The following is a 16,322-nucleotide window of genomic DNA, read 5'->3' on the forward strand; positions in this document are numbered from 1 at the left end:
TTCAAGTGTAGCCCTTCATTAATTGAAGGGTTTTTTATATAGACCCATCTGTATGAAATATTGAACGCATAGTCTCCCCTAAAGTAACCACATGACTATGCTCACGCATTAAACTTTCAGCGCGTGCTGAGTCTTGTTGCTTTAATGCATTGAATATTGAGCAGTGTTGGATATGCGCATATTGCAAACGACGAATTTCAGACAGCGCATTATTTTTATCATAAGTCAGTGCTTGTGCAGATGCCATAGGTAACTGATTGTTTTTACTGAGTGCTTGCACAATTGCGACATTATCCGAGCCTTGAATAATAGTATTGTGAAAAATAGTGTTGTAATGATGGTAGGTTTCTAAATCATCGCTTGTTAATTCTGGTTTATTGAATATGGAATCAATTTGCGTAATACAATTCAAAAGTGTTTGATGTTGATCTAACGTCATGCCTTTTTCAGCAAGCGTTTTTGCAGCAAGACCTTCTAAAACGCCACGTACATGCAACGCATCATGAACTAATTTGGATGAAATTTCTCGAACAGTATAGCCTCGAGTTGGATTTTTAACGAGTAAGCCTTCTTGCTCTAAAAGCCGAAAAGCCATTCGAATAGGTTGACGCGATACACCTAGCATTTCAGCAGTCGGAATTTCAGCCAAACGAGAACCTCCTGCAATCTCCCCAGAAATAATCATTTTTCGAAGTTCAATTAACACTTGCTGCCCTGAAGACATATAACTACTCAATTTTTTTGATCATGATTGATCCTAACGAGTCAGATTTGGAATATCAATCTCTGTTGACTTAAAGGACTCTTTTAGGCCGGAAATTCACTATTCTATTTTTGATAACTGAGGTGATTATGAGTTCGTATCATCAATATTTATTTTTTGAAGATTGGTTGCCATTAACTCTAGATTGTTTCGAATTAAATAAGCTAAATGGATATCTACCCCATCTAACATTTTTTGTTCTATCTCATTAACAATGTTTCGACATTGTTCGAGTTTTTCAAATCCTTTAGGCGTTACATTAATTAAAATTCTTCGTCCATGTGAGGGATCTGAAGCTCTACTGATCCAATCCTGGTTTTGTAAATCTTGTAGAATTTTATTGGTAGATTGCGGTTTAATAAATGAACGTTCTGCAAGTTTTGCATTAGATAGATTGCCTTTCGCAGCAATAACTGACAATGCTGTAAACTGAGATAAGGTGATATCTAAGTCTTTTAAACGTTCAGTTAAAAGCTTACTCACAATACGATCAACCCTTGCAATTATATAGCTCAGTGTCGGAATCGAATGATTAACTTCTGACATTTTATATTCCTTAATAGATGAACAAAAGTATGACTACTGTCGTAATCATACTTTTAACATATGTTTAACGTGTAGTTATATTTAGAACAGCATCAGACTGCTCTGCTCGTGGCTTGCGTACAAGCATTAATGCCGCAACAGCTGCAAATAAAATCAGTGGAATACTTGCACCAATGACCATTGCTGAACTAGAACCTAACGACAGTAGCATGCCAGCAAATAGTGGCCCTGCAAAAGATCCTATACGCCCTATTGCGACTGCAGCGCCTACACCCGTGCCACGCATTTCTGTTGGATAGAACATCGCTGCCAATCCATAGAGCGCTGATTGGCCACCTACAATAAATAGACCACAACCCACAGCAGACAATACAAGTAAAGCAACAGTTGGAGATATTGCAAGACAGCACAGTGATAACAAGATGCCAATATATATAAATTTAATTACAGTACTCATGCGAATCTTATCAAGTAAAGTTCCCATGAGAATCGACCCGAAGATACCACCGATGTTGTAACCAATTTGAACATAGTTCGCTTCTGTTTTTCCTAAACCTTGTGCACCCATCAATAGTGGCAACCAGTTGAGTAAAAAATATAAAACAACTAACGTAAAGAAAAAACTGATCCAAATTTGAATCGTGGAAAAACGCCGTTCTTTTGCAAACAACACTTCAAAGAATGGAGTAGAAGTTTTATTCTTCGTCGCTATTAAATAGTCTTTAGACTCTGGCAAATACTTCATTAGCAAAGGAATTAAAAGAATTGGAGCGAAGCCACCAATGTAGAAGATATGTCTCCATTGCGCATCACCAGCTAAACCCATTGCCACGAATGATGTCAACATTCCACCAAATGGAATACCGCTATACATAATACTGACTGCAATGCCTTTATGTTTCTCTGACACTGCCTCAGATGCCATGGTGATCATCATTGGTAAAGCACCACCCATCCCTAACCCAGTTAAGAAACGAATGATTAAAAGCAGTGTGTAATCAGAAGCATATGCCGTTAGAACTGACATCACTCCAAAAATTAAAATACTGGTCAATAGAACTGCCTTACGCCCAATTTTATCAGCGTAACGACCTCCTAATAATGCACCAGGTAAAGTACCCAAGATTGCCGCGCTAAACGCCCATGCCATTTGAGTATTATCTAAGCCAAACTCTGCTCGCATCCGTGGTGCTGCTACGCCCATTGATTGAAGATCGAAACCTTCAAATACAGCGATAGCGAAACACAGTACGAGTGTAAGCGTAGCTTTAGTCTTACTACTTACACTTTGTTCCATTTTTTATTGTCCCTTTTAGAGCTTTTAAAATACTTTTAAAAAAATACACATCCTATGTATTGCCTCCGTCCAGGCAACTCAAAAAATATCACCTAAACTTATAAAATAATCAATATTTTTTTTTAAATAAAATTAATTTAAAATATTATTTTCTTATATATCAATTTATTATAAAAATTTTATAAAAAATTCAAAAAAACACTTGTATGTAAGTTTAACTGATATTATCTTAATTTCATCAGGACATAAAACAAACACTAAGGAGCTTATCATGTCTTATCAAAATCGCTGGTCCACTGTAGATGTAAAAGTTGAAGCTGGCATTGCTTGGGTCACTTTAAATCGCCCAGAAAAGAAAAATGCGATGAGTCCAACCTTAAATAAAGAAATGATTGATGTACTTGAAACGCTTGAACTCGATCCAGAAGCAGGTGTTTTGGTACTCACTGGTGCTGGGGATTCTTGGACAGCAGGTATGGACTTGAAAGAGTACTTCCGTGAGGTTGACAGCCAGCCAGAAATTTTCCAAGAACGAATTCGTCGTGATGCATCACGTTGGCAATGGCATTTACTTCGTTTTTATTCAAAACCAACGATTGCAATGGTAAACGGCTGGTGCTTCGGTGGTGGATTCTCACCACTAGTCGCATGTGATCTAGCCATTGCAGCAGATGAAGCTACATTTGGCTTGTCTGAAGTGAATTGGGGAATTCCTCCAGGTAACTTAGTGAGCAAAGCTATGGCTGATACAGTTGGTCATCGTGCTTCTATGTACTACATCATGACAGGCAAAACCTTCTCTGGTGTTGAAGCTGCAAATATGGGCTTAGTAAACAAGAGCGTTCCACTTGCACAATTACGTGCAGAAGTAACTGAATTGGCAAATAATTTGCTTGAAAAGAATCCAGTTGTACTGCGTACTGCGAAGAATGGTTTTAAACGCTGTCGTGAGCTGACTTGGGAGCAAAACGAAGATTACTTATACGCCAAACTGGATCAATGCAACTACCGTGATGATGAAGGTGGTCGTGCACAAGGTATGAAGCAATTCTTGGATGACAAAACAATCAAACCAGGTCTTCAAACTTATAAACGTCCTGCTTAAGCAGAATCTACTTTTTTCGTCATGATGGACATGTAAGGAAACATTCACCATGCAAAACGTACAGTTACTTATTCACGGCCAATCTGTTGCAGCAAGTTCAGGACAAACTTTTGAAAGAATCAGTCCAATTAATGGCTCAATCGCATCAACGAGTGCAGCAGCGACTTTAAGCGATGTTGATCGTGCAATTGAGTCAGCGCATGAAGCATTCAAAACTTGGTCTGCTCTATCACCAACAGACCGACGTTTAAAATTGCTTAAAGCTGCAGATTTGATGGATCAAAAAACTGAACAGTTTATTCAAACTGCAATACATGAAATAGGTTCAACTGCGACGTGGTATGGCTTTAATGTCCATCTTGCTGCCAATATGCTGAGAGAAGCGGCAGCCATGACTACACAAATTGATGGAAATATTATTCCATCAGATGTTCCTGGCAATATCGCTATGGGTGTTCGCGTTCCATGTGGTGTCATCGTTGGTATGGCGCCGTGGAATGCTCCTGTTATCTTAGCCACTCGTGCCTTAGCGATGCCTCTGGCTTGTGGGAATACAGTCGTACTTAAAGCATCTGAAGCTTGCCCTGCAACACATCGATTAATTGGGGAAGTACTTCATGAAGCAGGTATTGGCGATGGTGTTGTCAATGTCATTACTCATGCTCCGCAAGATGCTCCACAGATTGTAGAGCGTTTAATCAGTCATCCATTGACTAAAAGAATTAATTTTACAGGTTCAACGCATGTAGGACGAATAATTGCACAAACTGCAGCGAAATACCTCAAACCAGTGTTGCTGGAACTTGGTGGCAAAGCACCGGTCATTGTATTGGAGCAAGCGGACCTGGACGAAGCCGTTAATGCCATCAGTTTCGGCGCTTTTTTCAATCAGGGACAGATCTGTATGTCGACAGAGCGTGTTCTTGTGGATGAAAAAATTGCAGACCAATTCATCGAAAAATTGATCAATAAAGTTCAGAATATCAGAGCAGGAAATCCACTTGAGAGTCAAGAACCCCTGGGCGTTCTAGAAAGTTTAAAAGCTGCAACAAGAATCAAAAATTTAATTGAAGATGCACGTGAAAAAGGTGCATATTTACCACTAGGTTTAAGCATTGATGGTGCTATGATGCAACCTACTATCGTAGTTGACGTCACTAAAGATATGCAGATTTATGCCGAAGAGTCTTTTGGTCCTGTGTGCACCGTTCAACGTTTTAAAACTGTTGATGAAGCAATCGATTTAGCAAATGACTCAGAATTTGGATTATCTGCAGCAGTTTTTAGTCAAGATTTATCCCTAGCTCTAGATGTTGCTAAACGTATCGAATCAGGTATTTGTCATATTAATGGTGCAACCGTTCATGATGAAGCGCAAATGCCTTTTGGTGGCGTGAAACAAAGTGGTTATGGACGATTTGGAAGTAAAGTCTCAGTTGCAGAGTTCACTGAGCTGCGTTGGATCACCATGCAAACCAAAACTCGTCACTACCCTATTTAACGAATATTTCAAAGAGTTGACATGAAGTCAGCTCTTTTCGTTGGAAAAGAATAGCTAAAAATACATGGAGTGAAAACAATGTCGAATATGACGGTTCATACGCATAAATATCCTGAGCGATTTGTTAAATTAGGCAGTCACGAGATTGAGTTTCAATCTAAAAATGGCACTTTGTATATTTCCCCAAAAGAACAACTTAAACCATACCCACAAAAAATTACTGACCGTTTAATTCAATATGCTCAAACACATCCCGATCGTGTATTCGCAGCAAAACGTGGTCATGATGATGAATGGATTAAGCTTACATACGCAGAAACATTAGATCGAGCATGGCGTATTGCACAAAGTTTGAAACAATATTCACATCTTTCAACTGAACGTCCTATTGTCATTCTATCTGGAAATGATCTAGAGCATCTTACTTTGTCAATGGGAGCAATGCTTGCAGGAATTCCATTCTCTGCAATTTCTCCTGCCTATTCACTTATTTCTAAGGATTTTGGCAAGCTCAAACATGTGTTTGATGTTCTAACACCAGGTTTGGTTTTTGCTAATGATGGTCAAGCTTTTGCTAAAGCGATTGAACATTGCTGTGATACAGATGATATTGTGATCGTTACGAATTCTGGAAAACTTGGTGAGAAAAATTGCCTTGCTTTCTCTTCACTCCTCTCCTCTGAAATTAGTGATATTAAAGATCATTATGAGACCATTGATGAACATCAAATAGCGAAATTTCTATTTACATCTGGCTCAACTAAAATGCCGAAAGCGGTACCTACAACGCATCTAATGCTATGTACCAATCAACAGATGCTGCTTCAGACCTTCCCTGAGTTTGAAGAGACCCCCCCAGTATTAGTTGATTGGTTAGCATGGCATCATACTTTTGGTGGCAGTCATAATGTAGGAATCGCATTATATAACGGCGGCACAATTTATATTGATGACGGCAAGCCAGTTCCAGGAAAGATGGAAGAAACCATCAGGAATCTTAAGGAAATTGCACCTACTGTGTATTTAAACGTTCCTAAAGGATGGGAAGAAATAACCGTAGCACTTGAACAAGATGCTGAGTTACGTGAAAAATTTTTTAGTCGAGTTAAAATTTTGTTTTTTGCTGGTGCTGCACTATCAGAAGCTGGTTGGAACAGACTTGACCAAATTGCGCAGTCACACTGTGGGGAACGTATTCGTATCATGAGCGGTTTGGGGATGACTGAGACTGCACCATCATGTGTGTTTACAACTGGTCCCAAAGTAATGGCTGGGTTCATTGGATATCCAGCTCCAGGTTGTGAAGTGAAGTTAGTGCCTTATGGTGACAAACTTGAGTTTTGTGTTCGTGGTAAAAATGTCATGAAACATTACTGGCGTCTACCTATAGAACAACAAGCTGACATCTTTGATGATGAAGGCTTTTACCGCACCGGGGATGCTGTGAAGTTAGTGGATCCATCCGATCCAAGTCAAGGACTCATGTATGATGGCCGTATAGCTGAAGATTTTAAGTTGAATACAGGTACCTTTGTCAATGTTGGAACTTTACGCAATAAAGTTCTCATTACAGGTAATCGACTTATTCAAGATGTATGTATCACCGGTTCTAATTTAAGTGCGATTGGATTTTTAATATTTCCCAAAATTGCAGATTGCGCTGAGTATGCAGGATTAGATTTAAGTCTAGTGGATACTAAAGAGGTGCTTCTACACCCTAAAGTTCAACAGTGGTTTAAGCAGTTTTTAATTGATTTCAACAAAGATGCGACAGGTAGTTCAAACACTGTTTCAATGCTTTACCTCATGATTGAACCTCCACTTCTTGATGCAGGAGAAACCACTGATAAAGGCAATCTCAATCAAAGTGGTATCTTGAAACGTCGCATAGCAATGGTGGAAGAGTTATACGAAAAAAACATTAATAATCCTCTCATTATTCGCATTCCAACCCTTAGAAATTAACTCAACTTTTTTATTCAGCAGCGTTTAGTCAAACGCTGCTTAGACAGTTGCATTCAAAATTAGGATAACGCTATGCAGAAAGATAGTGATTTTGAGCTGTTTCGGGACAATTATCGACGCTTCCTAGCAGAGTTTGTCGCCCCATATTATGAGTCATGGGAAGAGCAAGGACTCATGCCTCGACAAGTTTGGGATCAACTTGGACAAAATGGATTTTTATGCGTCGATGTGCCTGAACAATATGGAGGTTACGGCGCACCGATATATTATTCACAAATGATCGTTCAAGAAACGGCTCGAGCGGGCTTCTCTGCGTTAGCCGTTGCAATCGGTGGTCAGAGTGAACTTGTTTCACCCTATATCCAGAATATTGGAAGTGAAGATCAAAAACAATATTGGTTACCTAAAATGGTATCCGGTGAAGTTGTTACAGCTATTGCAATGACTGAAGCCAATGCAGGTTCAGACCTACAAGCCATCCGCACTCAAGCCTTATTAGATGGCGATCATTATGTGGTAAATGGCTCAAAAACGTTTATATCGAATGGTCAACAGGCAGATCTCATAGTTTTAGTTGCTAAAACTGATCCTCAAGCAAGAGCTAAAGGTATTTCGATTTTATTGGTGGATGCTCATTTAGATGGAGTAAAAAAAGGTCGTGGTCTAAAAAAAATTGGGCTTCAATCTCAAGACACTGCCGAATTATTTTTTGACCAAGTCAGAGTTCCTAAAAACCAATTATTAGGTCAGGAAGGTCAAGGCTTTAGCTATCTCATGCAAGAACTTCCACGTGAGCGTTTGAGTATTTCTCTCATGGCATTAGGCGCTTTGCAAGGTGCTTTAGAAATTACTCAAGAATATGTCCTCGAACGTAAAGCTTTTGGACAATCAATTGCACAATTTCAAAATACTCGTTTTGTAATCGCTCAAGCCAAAATTAAAACTCTAGCAGCCGAAGCCTTTGTCGAAAAATGTAAGTCGCTTTATCAACAGGGAGTATTGGATGTAAGCGAAGTTGCGGCATTGAAATGCTTCATCACTGATACCCAATGTGAAGTCATTGATCAACTTCTGCAATTGTTCGGGGGATATGGATACATGCGGGAATATCCAATATCTCGATTTTATGTCGATGCACGTGTTCAAAAAATTTATGGGGGAACCAATGAAATTATGAAAGAAATCGTTGCAAGAGAACTTTTAGGAAAATAACACAAAGATTACCTCTATGTATTAATACTATTTCAGGATGAAATAAAGATGAAAAAATTATGGATCACACCACTTCTATTATGTACCGCTCCAGCATTTGCAAATAATTTTATCGACCAAAGTAAAGTCGAATTAACTGCACGTAACTTCTACTTTGACCGTGACTTTAAAGTTGAGAATAGATACCCCGCATTAAGAGACTGGACACAAGGATTTATCTTTAAAGCGCAATCTGGATTCACTGATGGACCGATTGGTTTTGGTTTAGATCTATTAGCGACTGCAGGTTTTAAACTGGATGCTGATGCTAAATATGGAGGTACAGGAAACTTAATTCGTTCCTTGGCAACCAATGAGCCTGCAGATCAATATGGTGAAGTTGGAGTCACTTTAAAAGCTAAAGTTTCTGAAACCGAGGTACGTATAGGGACCCTTCAACCCATGACTCCTGTTTTAGTCGGCTCTCCAGCACGACTTTTACCTCAAACGTATCGAGGTGTTGCAGTTCAATCTAAAGATATTCAAGGTCTGGATCTCCAAGCATCCTATATTGATGAAGTCAATCAACGTGATTCTACAAATTATGAAGCTATAAAGATCTCTGGAGTAAATGGTCGTTATATTTCTGAAGAAACAGATTATTTGTATTACTTAGGTGGACATTATGACTTGACTCATAATCCATTGCGGTTGACTGCATTTCATATGGATGTTAACGACTTATATCGCCAATCGTTGTTAGGCATAACCTATAAATATCCAATCTCAAATCAATCCACTTTTACAACACAGTTGCGTTACTACATTAACGATGAAGATGGGACTGCTAAAGCGGGTTTAGTTGACAATAATTTACTTCATAGCCATTCAGAACTTCAACACCAAAACCATAAGTTTATCTTTTCTACATTTCACCACTTTGGAGATACTGCTTTTCCGTACTTAACTGGAGGAGAAACTGGACTAGCAATTGATACTTGGACTGGTGAGTTTTTGAATGCGAAAGAGCGTGTTTATAGCCTGCGTTATGAATACGATTTTAAAGACTATATTCCAGGTCTTCGTTTTATGACCCGCTATACCCATGGTAGCAATATTTACGCACCACAGTTGGGTGGTACAGATTTTTCGGAAGATGAATTGGATTTTGATCTAGCTTACACAGTTCAAAATGGCCCACTAAAAAATTTAGGTTTACGCGCGCGTTATGCGATCTACGATAATGATATGCCAATTACCGCCAATATTAAGCCAGCCAATGAAACTCGTATCAATATTGATTACACGTGGAAATTTAAATAATAACAAAAGGGTTCTTTACTGAGGAACCCTACCCTCTCTAAGGATAATAAGTATGAAATATTTAATCGGCTTATTGGTCTATACCACCACTACATTAAGTTTGGCAAATACCCAATATTCACCACAACCCATAAAACTTGAACCCCTTGCGACATTCAATGTTGAACTCACAGCCCCAGTTTGGGAACTCGGTAAAACTTCAGATTTAGGGCAAAGACGCATTATCCCAATCACTGGAGGAACTTTTTCTGGACCAAGTTTGAAGGGGCGTATTCTTAACAATGGTGCAGATTGGCAAAAGGTCGATAGCAAAGGTTTGGCATATATAGATACGCGCTATTTATTAGAAACTGATGATGGTGCTCTGATTTATTTACAAACTAAAGGTTATCGCCATGCTTCACCACAAGTACTAGAACAATTAAGTCGTGGCGAAGATGTTAATCCCACTCAATATTACTTCAAGTTAACCATGCAGTTTGAAACTAGCTCAGAAAAATATGCATGGCTAAATCAGACAATTGCAGTTGGAAGTGCAATGCGTCTCGGAAAAGCCGTGATCTATGATGCATTTGCAGTGAAATAAATATTAAAGGAGTACTTTTCAATGGAAGAACAAGTTTTATCTAATCTGCCCCCTATTCATCATTTGTTGGGTGGTCATCAACTTCAGTGGAACAAGGAAAAGCGAGAAATTTCAGTTCAATATATTGCTCTTGAAAGTTTTACTAATCCTAGGGGAAGTGTTGAAGGAGGCATGATCTGTGCCATGCTTGATGATGCAATGGGTATTTTAGCCGCCTTAAATCAAACAGAAAAACCAGCTGCCACGATTAATTTAACAATTGATTTCTTCAGACCATGTGAAGTTGGTGAAGTATTGGCAAAAGCGTGGTTCATTAAAGAAGGACGTAAAATTTTAAGCATTCAAAGTGAAGCTTGGCAGCATGGAAAGTTAGTGGCAAAAACCAGTGCTGCATTTATGGTTCTATAAGGATTAAAAAAGAATGGATATCTTAAAATTAAAGGATTGTGTCGATAATGACAAAATAAGTTCATATCAAAAATTCGTCGTTTTTTTCTGTTTTATTTTATACATTATCGATGGATTCGATTTCATGATAATGGCTTATTTGGCAAGTTCAGTTGCCAATGATTTTTCATTAACTGGTACTAATATAGGAACTTTAATTAGTGCTGGTTTAATTGGTATGACCGTCTGTTCATTTTTACTTGCACCTCTCGCAGATAAAATCGGCAGACGTAATTTAATTAACCTTTGTCTATTAATCTGTGGTTTGAGCATGTTTGCATCTGCATTTGCCACCGATTTTAAGCAATTGGTTCTGTGCAGATTTTTCACTGGTGTTGGTATTGGTGGTGTTCAAATCAGTGCTATGATTTTGGCCAGTGAATATTCTCCGACTAAATATAAAAGTTTTAGTGTTGGGATATTATCTGCCGGTTATGGGATTGGAGCAATTAGCGGAGCACTACTTGCTGTATATAGCTTAGAAAGTATCGGTTGGAGACAAGTATTTCTAATTGGTGGATTCGTTACTACATTTGCTTTTCTTTGCTCATTGAAATTTTTACCAGAATCGATCGATTATTTATTACTAAAACAACCAAAACATGCTTTGGAAAAATTGAATCAAATTTTCTCTAAAATGCATAAAAAACCAATTCTCACACTCCCCAAAGCATATGTAGAAAATCAAAAGTCTTCTTACGTAGAAATATTTAACCACAAGTATTTAGTTAAATCCCTTGTATTATGGGTTTCTATATTCTTTATTCTTTTTGGTTTTTATTTCGTGATGGGCTGGACACCTAAAATTCTCAATAATTCTGGTCTAGATAACTCATTATCTATTAAAACTGCCATGATGATCAGCGTGGGTGGTATTTTAGGTAGTTTTATCATTGGTGTTCTTAGTTCTAAAGTCAGCGTATACATCAATCAAATTGCCTTTTTAATCCTCACGTACGTATGTATTTTATTGTTTGTGAACAATACAGATAATTTAAATATATTAATCATCGTTGCCACAACGCTAGGATTCTTTATTAATGGCTGTTTAGCTGGAATCTATGCCATTTCTACACAGCTCTATGAGGCAGATGTACGATCAACAGGCGTGGGGATTGCAACTGGTGTTGGTCGTTTTGGTGGTATTTTCTCTCCAATCATTGCGGGATACTTTTTAGACCTAGGGAACTCGCCTTTAGAATTGTACGGAAATTTTGGTTTTGCATTTGTTTTAGCAGCTATTGCCATTTTCATCATCTATAAGTTAAAACAAAAATCCGTAGTAAATACACCATATGTCGTTTTACAAAAAGAGCCTCAATAATTTATGCTCACGAATATATAACTTTGTATTGTTAAGATAAGTTGTTTCATCAAAATCTATTGATAGAAACAACAAAAGGTCAGTGAAATCACTGACCTTTTTAATTTCTTGTTCAAAGTTTAAATATCAAAGAATACAGTTTCATTTTCACCTTGAATACGAATATCGAAACGATAAACGATCTGACCATCACGCTCTTCACGCTTAGCAATGAGTGTTTGACGACGTGGCGCCCACTCAATACCATTCAAAATTGGGTCTTTCGCATTCGCTTCAGCTTCATCCTCGAAGTAAACTCGAGTATGTAAACCTAAATTGATACCACGCGCAAAAATAACCAGCGCGATATGTGGTGCTTGCTGTGAACCCTTACGTCCAGGAACAGCACCTGGTTTGATCGTATCGAAGCTCCAAAAACCAGTGTCAAAATCCGCACCCGCTCTACCCCAACCTAAAAAGTTTGGATCTGGCTGCTTCCCTTGCGTATCCTGCTGACTTGGATAAACACCATTGGCATCAGCTTGCCAAATTTCTACGAGTACATCGCGAAGTGGTAAACCCAAACCGTCAAAAACTTGCCCTTCGAGGCGAATACGTTCACCTTGAGTGCCATCTTTCACCATTTGATTATTGAAGCTATGCTCAAATACTTCTATACCAGCTTGATTAGGCATTAATCCAATATGGACATATGGACCACCTGTTTGAGATGGTGTTTCATGTAATTCTTCAAATTTCCAGCCATTCATCCTGATGCTCCCTATCAAGTCAAATCATTTTCAAAATATGTCGCACGACGACCACGTAAAGTAATGTCAAAACGATAGCAACGACTATCTGCTTCAATAAAGTTGCTCTTGTCTTCGAGCGCAATTAAAGCTCTTCGCTGTTGTTCTGAAGGAACAGTTTTTAAAATTGGACAGCTATCAATTAATGTATCGCCTTCAAAATAAAACTGGGAAATCAAACGCTGTGCCCAGCCATCTGCCATCACAGAAAAATGGATATGTGCTGGACGCCACTCATTGATACGGTTACGCCACGGATAAGGTCCTGGTTTTATCGTTCTAAAAATGAAGAATCCATTTTCATCTGTGAGCATTCGACCGCAACCACCAAAGTTAGGGTCCATAGCTCCCACATACTGATCATTTGGATGGCGATAACGTCCTGAGGCATTCGCTTGCCATACTTCAATCAAAGCATTTTTAACAGGACGACCAAATTGATCACGTAAATAACCATGAATAATGACGCGTTCACCAACAGGTAAACCATCTTTTGCATAATTTAAAATTAAATCATTGTCTTTAGGACCCAATAAGTCTGCGCTAAAGTGAGGTGCAGTAACCTCGGTTAATGTTTGCGCAATCGAAATCAGTGCATTTTTCGGGGAACGTAATACACTGGTTTTATATCCCGGTGCATATGCTGGTGGATGATCATCTGTATTTCGCTGTGCATAAGCACCCATCAGAATTTGAGACATGAATCTCTCCTTATTCAATTTAAAATATCGTCCGTTTATTTAATTTTCTCAGGCGAAATGCCTAACTCTGCAAATACTTCTTCTGCCATATGCATTGCAGCATTGGCTGCAGGAAGTCCTGCATATAAAGACGCATGCAAAAATAATTCTTTAAGATCATCTTTAGTAACGCCATTGTTGAAACAAGCACGAATATGCATTCTGAGCTCTGCTTCACGCCCCAATGCAAGTAAGATTCCAATCGTCACCAAACTACGTGTATGTCTTGGTAATCCTGGTCGTGACCAAACCTCACCCCATGCAAAACGACTAATGAAGTTTTGAAAATCAGCATTAAATTCATTTAAATTTTCAAGTGAACGCCCGACATGGGCTTCACCCAAGACTTCAGTACGGACTTCTAGGCCCTGCTTATAACGTTCTTCATCATTCATGAGGTTGTTCCTCTTTAAAATTGAAATTATTTGATGTTCAGATGTGCTTAAGACTGAATAAAAGCAAGCAATGCTTGGTTAAATTCAACTGGTCGCTCAATATTGGATAAATGCGATGCATCTATGACTGCAAGTTGACAGTCAGGTATATGTTGTTTTAAAAACTCACCATCATTCACTGTGGTCACAGGATCTAAGCCGCCACATAATGCCAAACAAGGCACAATAATTTTTCCAAGTTGATTGCGTAAATCCGTCTGAGCTAAAGCACGACAAGAGGCTGCATAGCCTTTAGGCTGAGTGACAGACAAACTCTGAATGGTTTTTTGAGCTGTCACATCGTGTAAATAATCAAACTGTTCACTAAACCAACGCGTATGTGTAGTACTGACGATATCAGCCAAACCATTTTGTTCAACCGCATCTGCACGACTCAACCATGCCTCGGCATTTCCAATTTTTGCTGCTGAATTTGCAATGGTAATAGAGTTAAAACGCTCTGGTGCAATTATGCCTAATTGAATCCCAGTAACTCCCCCCATGGAGATACCACAAAAATGCGCTTTTTCTATAGAGAAATGATTGAGTACATCAAGGACATCATTGGCTAAATCAATGATTGTGGTATTTTCAATGACACTACTTCTTCCATGACCACGTGTGTCGTAGCAAATCACATCATAATCTTTGGAAAAATAATCAATTTGGGCTTGCCACATGCCATGATCAGTGCCCAGTGAGTTTGAAAAAATGATGCTTGGTTTTGTATCGTCACCAAAACGATAGACCGCAAGCTGCTGACCATTACGATTATTGATTAATGTCATTATGGTGTACTTCCTTGAACGCTCTCTAGTACCGCATCTATTTGTGCTTGAGTATTTCCTAGATAATGTTGCGGATTAAAAATCTGACGGAGTTGATCTAGATCAAAAATAGCTAATATTTCTGGATTATTTTGTACAACATCGAGTAAGTGTCGTTGTTCGGCAACTGCTTGCTTACAAGCAGCTTCCACAAGATGATGTGCATTCAATCGACCCATCTGAGGTGCGAGTGACATCATCAGTGCTTCAGCCATGATTAATCCTTGCGTGCACTCTAAATTTCTGAACATATTTTCAGGATCTACTTCTAATCCCGTAAATACATCGATTGCTCTACTTAAACTACCCGCCGTCAGTTGAAATAACTCTGGTAACGCTAGCCATTCAGCATGCCATGCACCTAAACTTCGTTCATGTTCTTGTACTAAGCTTTGGTAGATACTTGACATTAATGCAGGGACGCGATTTGCAGCGGCTAGAATTGAAGCAGCTGCAACAGGATTACGCTTATGAGGCATCGTCGATGACCCTCCACGCCCAGCACCACTCGGTTCAAACACTTCTGCAATTTCTGTTTGCATCATGAGTGACCAGTCACGGGCCATCTTGCCCAAGTTTCCTGTAATCGTTGCAAGTACATGTGCAATTTCGGCTACACGATCTCGCTCCCCATGCCATGTACATACGGGTGTATTTAAACCAAGTTTTTGTGCGTAGGTACTCACTACAGCCGAACCATATTCAGTTAATGAAGCTAAAGTACCTACCGCACCACCTAACTGCGCTGTTAAGACATGTTGCTGTAACTGCTGAACACGCTTTAAATCTCGATCTAAACTAGAGAGCCACCGTGCTGTTTTATGTCCAAAGGTAAGCGGTAAACCTTGTTGCAACCATGTACGTCCGATCATCACCTGATCACGGTATTGAATCGTCAGTTTTTTAGTTGCCTGAATAGCCTGGATAAGTTGCTTTTCGATCAGCTGTAACGCATCTTGAGCTTGCAGCATAAAGGCCGTATCAATGATATCTTGGCTGGTCGCACCCCAATGCACATAACGAGAAGCATCTTCATTGATTTTTTTCACAGCAGCAGTGAATTGCTTTACGAATGGAATTGCAATATTGCCAGCGAGACCACTGGACTGTGCCAAATGATCAAAATTAATAATGGAATGAATTTCTTGTGCTGCAACACGTTGAATCGTTTCAGCAGCAATTAAGGGAATAACACCAACTTCAGCTTGAGCTTGAGCCAGTGCAACCTCTGCACGCAACATATATTTTACGAGTGCTTCATCACTAAATATGATATTTACATCATTCTGATAAAACAAACTTCCATATAACTGACTCATAACTTATCCCTATTACGCTTCATCATGTGTTTCACCATAAAGCGTCTGTCCAAAAATTGCTGTTAAACTTTTTCAATAATTAAAGCGATGCCTTGACCCACACCGATACACATAGAGCACAATGCATATTTGCCACCAGTTGCTTCTAGTTGATTCAGTGCAGTCG

General features: G+C 39.0%; 16 protein-coding genes and 1 pseudogene. 8 read left to right on the forward strand and 9 right to left on the reverse strand.

Annotated features, from left to right (window positions below):
• Positions 1-34 precede the first annotated feature (34 nt).
• The 3 genes from AC1M9B_RS06185 to mhpT all read right to left on the reverse strand — a co-directional run bounded on the left by AC1M9B_RS06185 (position 35) and on the right by mhpT (position 2,606).
• The gene (locus AC1M9B_RS06185; RefSeq protein WP_035269117.1) at positions 35-724 is read right to left on the reverse strand and encodes a GntR family transcriptional regulator; all 690 of its coding nucleotides are present in this window, start codon (positions 722-724) and stop codon (positions 35-37) included.
• Positions 725-850: 126 nt separating this feature from the next.
• A complete protein-coding gene (locus AC1M9B_RS06190; RefSeq protein WP_092766907.1) occupies positions 851-1,309 on the reverse strand; it encodes a MarR family winged helix-turn-helix transcriptional regulator in 459 nt (152 codons plus the stop codon).
• A gap of 64 nt (positions 1,310-1,373) precedes the next feature.
• Positions 1,374-2,606, reverse strand: coding sequence for a 3-(3-hydroxy-phenyl)propionate transporter MhpT (gene mhpT, locus AC1M9B_RS06195; RefSeq protein WP_481608783.1), 1,233 nt, complete (start codon positions 2,604-2,606; stop codon positions 1,374-1,376).
• A 271-nt stretch (positions 2,607-2,877) separates the two neighbouring features.
• Here mhpT and AC1M9B_RS06200 point away from each other — a divergent pair, with 271 nt between their 5' ends.
• From AC1M9B_RS06200 to AC1M9B_RS06235, 8 genes are all read left to right on the forward strand, one after another.
• Positions 2,878-3,711, forward strand: coding sequence for a p-hydroxycinnamoyl CoA hydratase/lyase (locus AC1M9B_RS06200; protein WP_035270071.1), 834 nt, complete (start codon positions 2,878-2,880; stop codon positions 3,709-3,711).
• A 49-nt stretch (positions 3,712-3,760) separates the two neighbouring features.
• Entirely contained in the window at positions 3,761-5,212 is a 1,452-nt protein-coding gene (locus tag AC1M9B_RS06205) for an aldehyde dehydrogenase (RefSeq protein ID WP_481588861.1), read from the forward strand.
• Positions 5,213-5,290: 78 nt separating this feature from the next.
• Positions 5,291-7,177 carry a feruloyl-CoA synthase gene (locus AC1M9B_RS06210; RefSeq protein WP_481608784.1) on the forward strand — a complete coding sequence of 629 codons (1,887 nt, stop codon included), beginning with the start codon at positions 5,291-5,293 and terminating at the stop codon, positions 7,175-7,177.
• Between the two features lie 72 nt (positions 7,178-7,249).
• Positions 7,250-8,389, forward strand: coding sequence for an acyl-CoA dehydrogenase family protein (locus AC1M9B_RS06215; RefSeq protein WP_481608785.1), 1,140 nt, complete (start codon positions 7,250-7,252; stop codon positions 8,387-8,389).
• A gap of 48 nt (positions 8,390-8,437) precedes the next feature.
• Positions 8,438-9,691 carry an OprD family outer membrane porin gene (locus AC1M9B_RS06220; RefSeq protein ID WP_481608786.1) on the forward strand — a complete coding sequence of 418 codons (1,254 nt, stop codon included), beginning with the start codon at positions 8,438-8,440 and terminating at the stop codon, positions 9,689-9,691.
• A 52-nt stretch (positions 9,692-9,743) separates the two neighbouring features.
• Positions 9,744-10,277 (forward strand): DUF3237 domain-containing protein, encoded by a 534-nt coding sequence (locus AC1M9B_RS06225; RefSeq protein ID WP_481593932.1) that lies wholly within the window; start codon positions 9,744-9,746, stop codon positions 10,275-10,277.
• A 21-nt stretch (positions 10,278-10,298) separates the two neighbouring features.
• Positions 10,299-10,685 (forward strand): PaaI family thioesterase, encoded by a 387-nt coding sequence (locus AC1M9B_RS06230; protein WP_481593933.1) that lies wholly within the window; start codon positions 10,299-10,301, stop codon positions 10,683-10,685.
• A gap of 13 nt (positions 10,686-10,698) precedes the next feature.
• Positions 10,699-12,048: an MFS transporter gene (locus AC1M9B_RS06235; protein WP_481608787.1), complete on the forward strand. Its 1,350-nt coding sequence runs from the start codon at positions 10,699-10,701 to the stop codon at positions 12,046-12,048.
• Positions 12,049-12,167: 119 nt separating this feature from the next.
• Here the strand turns inward: AC1M9B_RS06235 and pcaG are convergent, their stop codons facing one another.
• From pcaG to AC1M9B_RS06265, 6 genes and pseudogenes are all read right to left on the reverse strand, one after another.
• Complete coding sequence (gene pcaG / locus AC1M9B_RS06240) at positions 12,168-12,797, reverse strand: protocatechuate 3,4-dioxygenase subunit alpha (protein WP_092766915.1); 630 nt, start codon at positions 12,795-12,797, stop codon at positions 12,168-12,170.
• Between the two features lie 14 nt (positions 12,798-12,811).
• Positions 12,812-13,537, reverse strand: a complete 726-nt coding sequence (gene pcaH / locus AC1M9B_RS06245; RefSeq protein ID WP_092766916.1) for a protocatechuate 3,4-dioxygenase subunit beta — start codon at positions 13,535-13,537, stop codon at positions 12,812-12,814.
• 35 nt (positions 13,538-13,572) lie between these two features.
• Positions 13,573-13,971, reverse strand: coding sequence for a 4-carboxymuconolactone decarboxylase (gene pcaC / locus AC1M9B_RS06250; RefSeq protein ID WP_035269644.1), 399 nt, complete (start codon positions 13,969-13,971; stop codon positions 13,573-13,575).
• A gap of 47 nt (positions 13,972-14,018) precedes the next feature.
• Complete coding sequence (gene pcaD, locus AC1M9B_RS06255) at positions 14,019-14,801, reverse strand: 3-oxoadipate enol-lactonase (RefSeq protein WP_171076801.1); 783 nt, start codon at positions 14,799-14,801, stop codon at positions 14,019-14,021.
• Entirely contained in the window at positions 14,798-16,156 is a 1,359-nt protein-coding gene (pcaB, locus tag AC1M9B_RS06260) for a 3-carboxy-cis,cis-muconate cycloisomerase (RefSeq protein WP_481592528.1), read from the reverse strand. The genes pcaD and pcaB overlap by 4 nt, the downstream gene beginning before the upstream one ends.
• A 62-nt stretch (positions 16,157-16,218) precedes the next feature.
• Positions 16,219-16,322, reverse strand: a pseudogene (locus AC1M9B_RS06265) (hypothetical protein); the annotation flags it as partial.

It is taken from the genome of Acinetobacter sp. ANC_7513, assembly GCF_056779915.1.

Excerpts from the sequence above, each read along its gene's own strand:
- pcaH (WP_092766916.1), bottom strand. The coding sequence starts at position 13,537 with ATGTCTCAAATTCTGATGGGTGCTTATGCACAGCGAAATACAGATGAT.
- AC1M9B_RS06190 (WP_092766907.1), bottom strand. The coding sequence starts at position 1,309 with ATGTCAGAAGTTAATCATTCGATTCCGACACTGAGCTATATAATTGCA.
- mhpT (WP_481608783.1), bottom strand. The coding sequence starts at position 2,606 with ATGGAACAAAGTGTAAGTAGTAAGACTAAAGCTACGCTTACACTCGTA.
- AC1M9B_RS06215 (WP_481608785.1), top strand. The coding sequence starts at position 7,250 with ATGCAGAAAGATAGTGATTTTGAGCTGTTTCGGGACAATTATCGACGC.
- AC1M9B_RS06235 (WP_481608787.1), top strand. The coding sequence starts at position 10,699 with ATGGATATCTTAAAATTAAAGGATTGTGTCGATAATGACAAAATAAGT.
- AC1M9B_RS06185 (WP_035269117.1), bottom strand. The coding sequence starts at position 724 with ATGTCTTCAGGGCAGCAAGTGTTAATTGAACTTCGAAAAATGATTATT.
- pcaB (WP_481592528.1), bottom strand. The coding sequence starts at position 16,156 with ATGAGTCAGTTATATGGAAGTTTGTTTTATCAGAATGATGTAAATATC.
- AC1M9B_RS06210 (WP_481608784.1), top strand. The coding sequence starts at position 5,291 with ATGTCGAATATGACGGTTCATACGCATAAATATCCTGAGCGATTTGTT.
- pcaG (WP_092766915.1), bottom strand. The coding sequence starts at position 12,797 with ATGAATGGCTGGAAATTTGAAGAATTACATGAAACACCATCTCAAACA.
- AC1M9B_RS06230 (WP_481593933.1), top strand. The coding sequence starts at position 10,299 with ATGGAAGAACAAGTTTTATCTAATCTGCCCCCTATTCATCATTTGTTG.
- pcaC (WP_035269644.1), bottom strand. The coding sequence starts at position 13,971 with ATGAATGATGAAGAACGTTATAAGCAGGGCCTAGAAGTCCGTACTGAA.
- AC1M9B_RS06200 (WP_035270071.1), top strand. The coding sequence starts at position 2,878 with ATGTCTTATCAAAATCGCTGGTCCACTGTAGATGTAAAAGTTGAAGCT.
- AC1M9B_RS06225 (WP_481593932.1), top strand. The coding sequence starts at position 9,744 with ATGAAATATTTAATCGGCTTATTGGTCTATACCACCACTACATTAAGT.
- AC1M9B_RS06220 (WP_481608786.1), top strand. The coding sequence starts at position 8,438 with ATGAAAAAATTATGGATCACACCACTTCTATTATGTACCGCTCCAGCA.
- AC1M9B_RS06205 (WP_481588861.1), top strand. The coding sequence starts at position 3,761 with ATGCAAAACGTACAGTTACTTATTCACGGCCAATCTGTTGCAGCAAGT.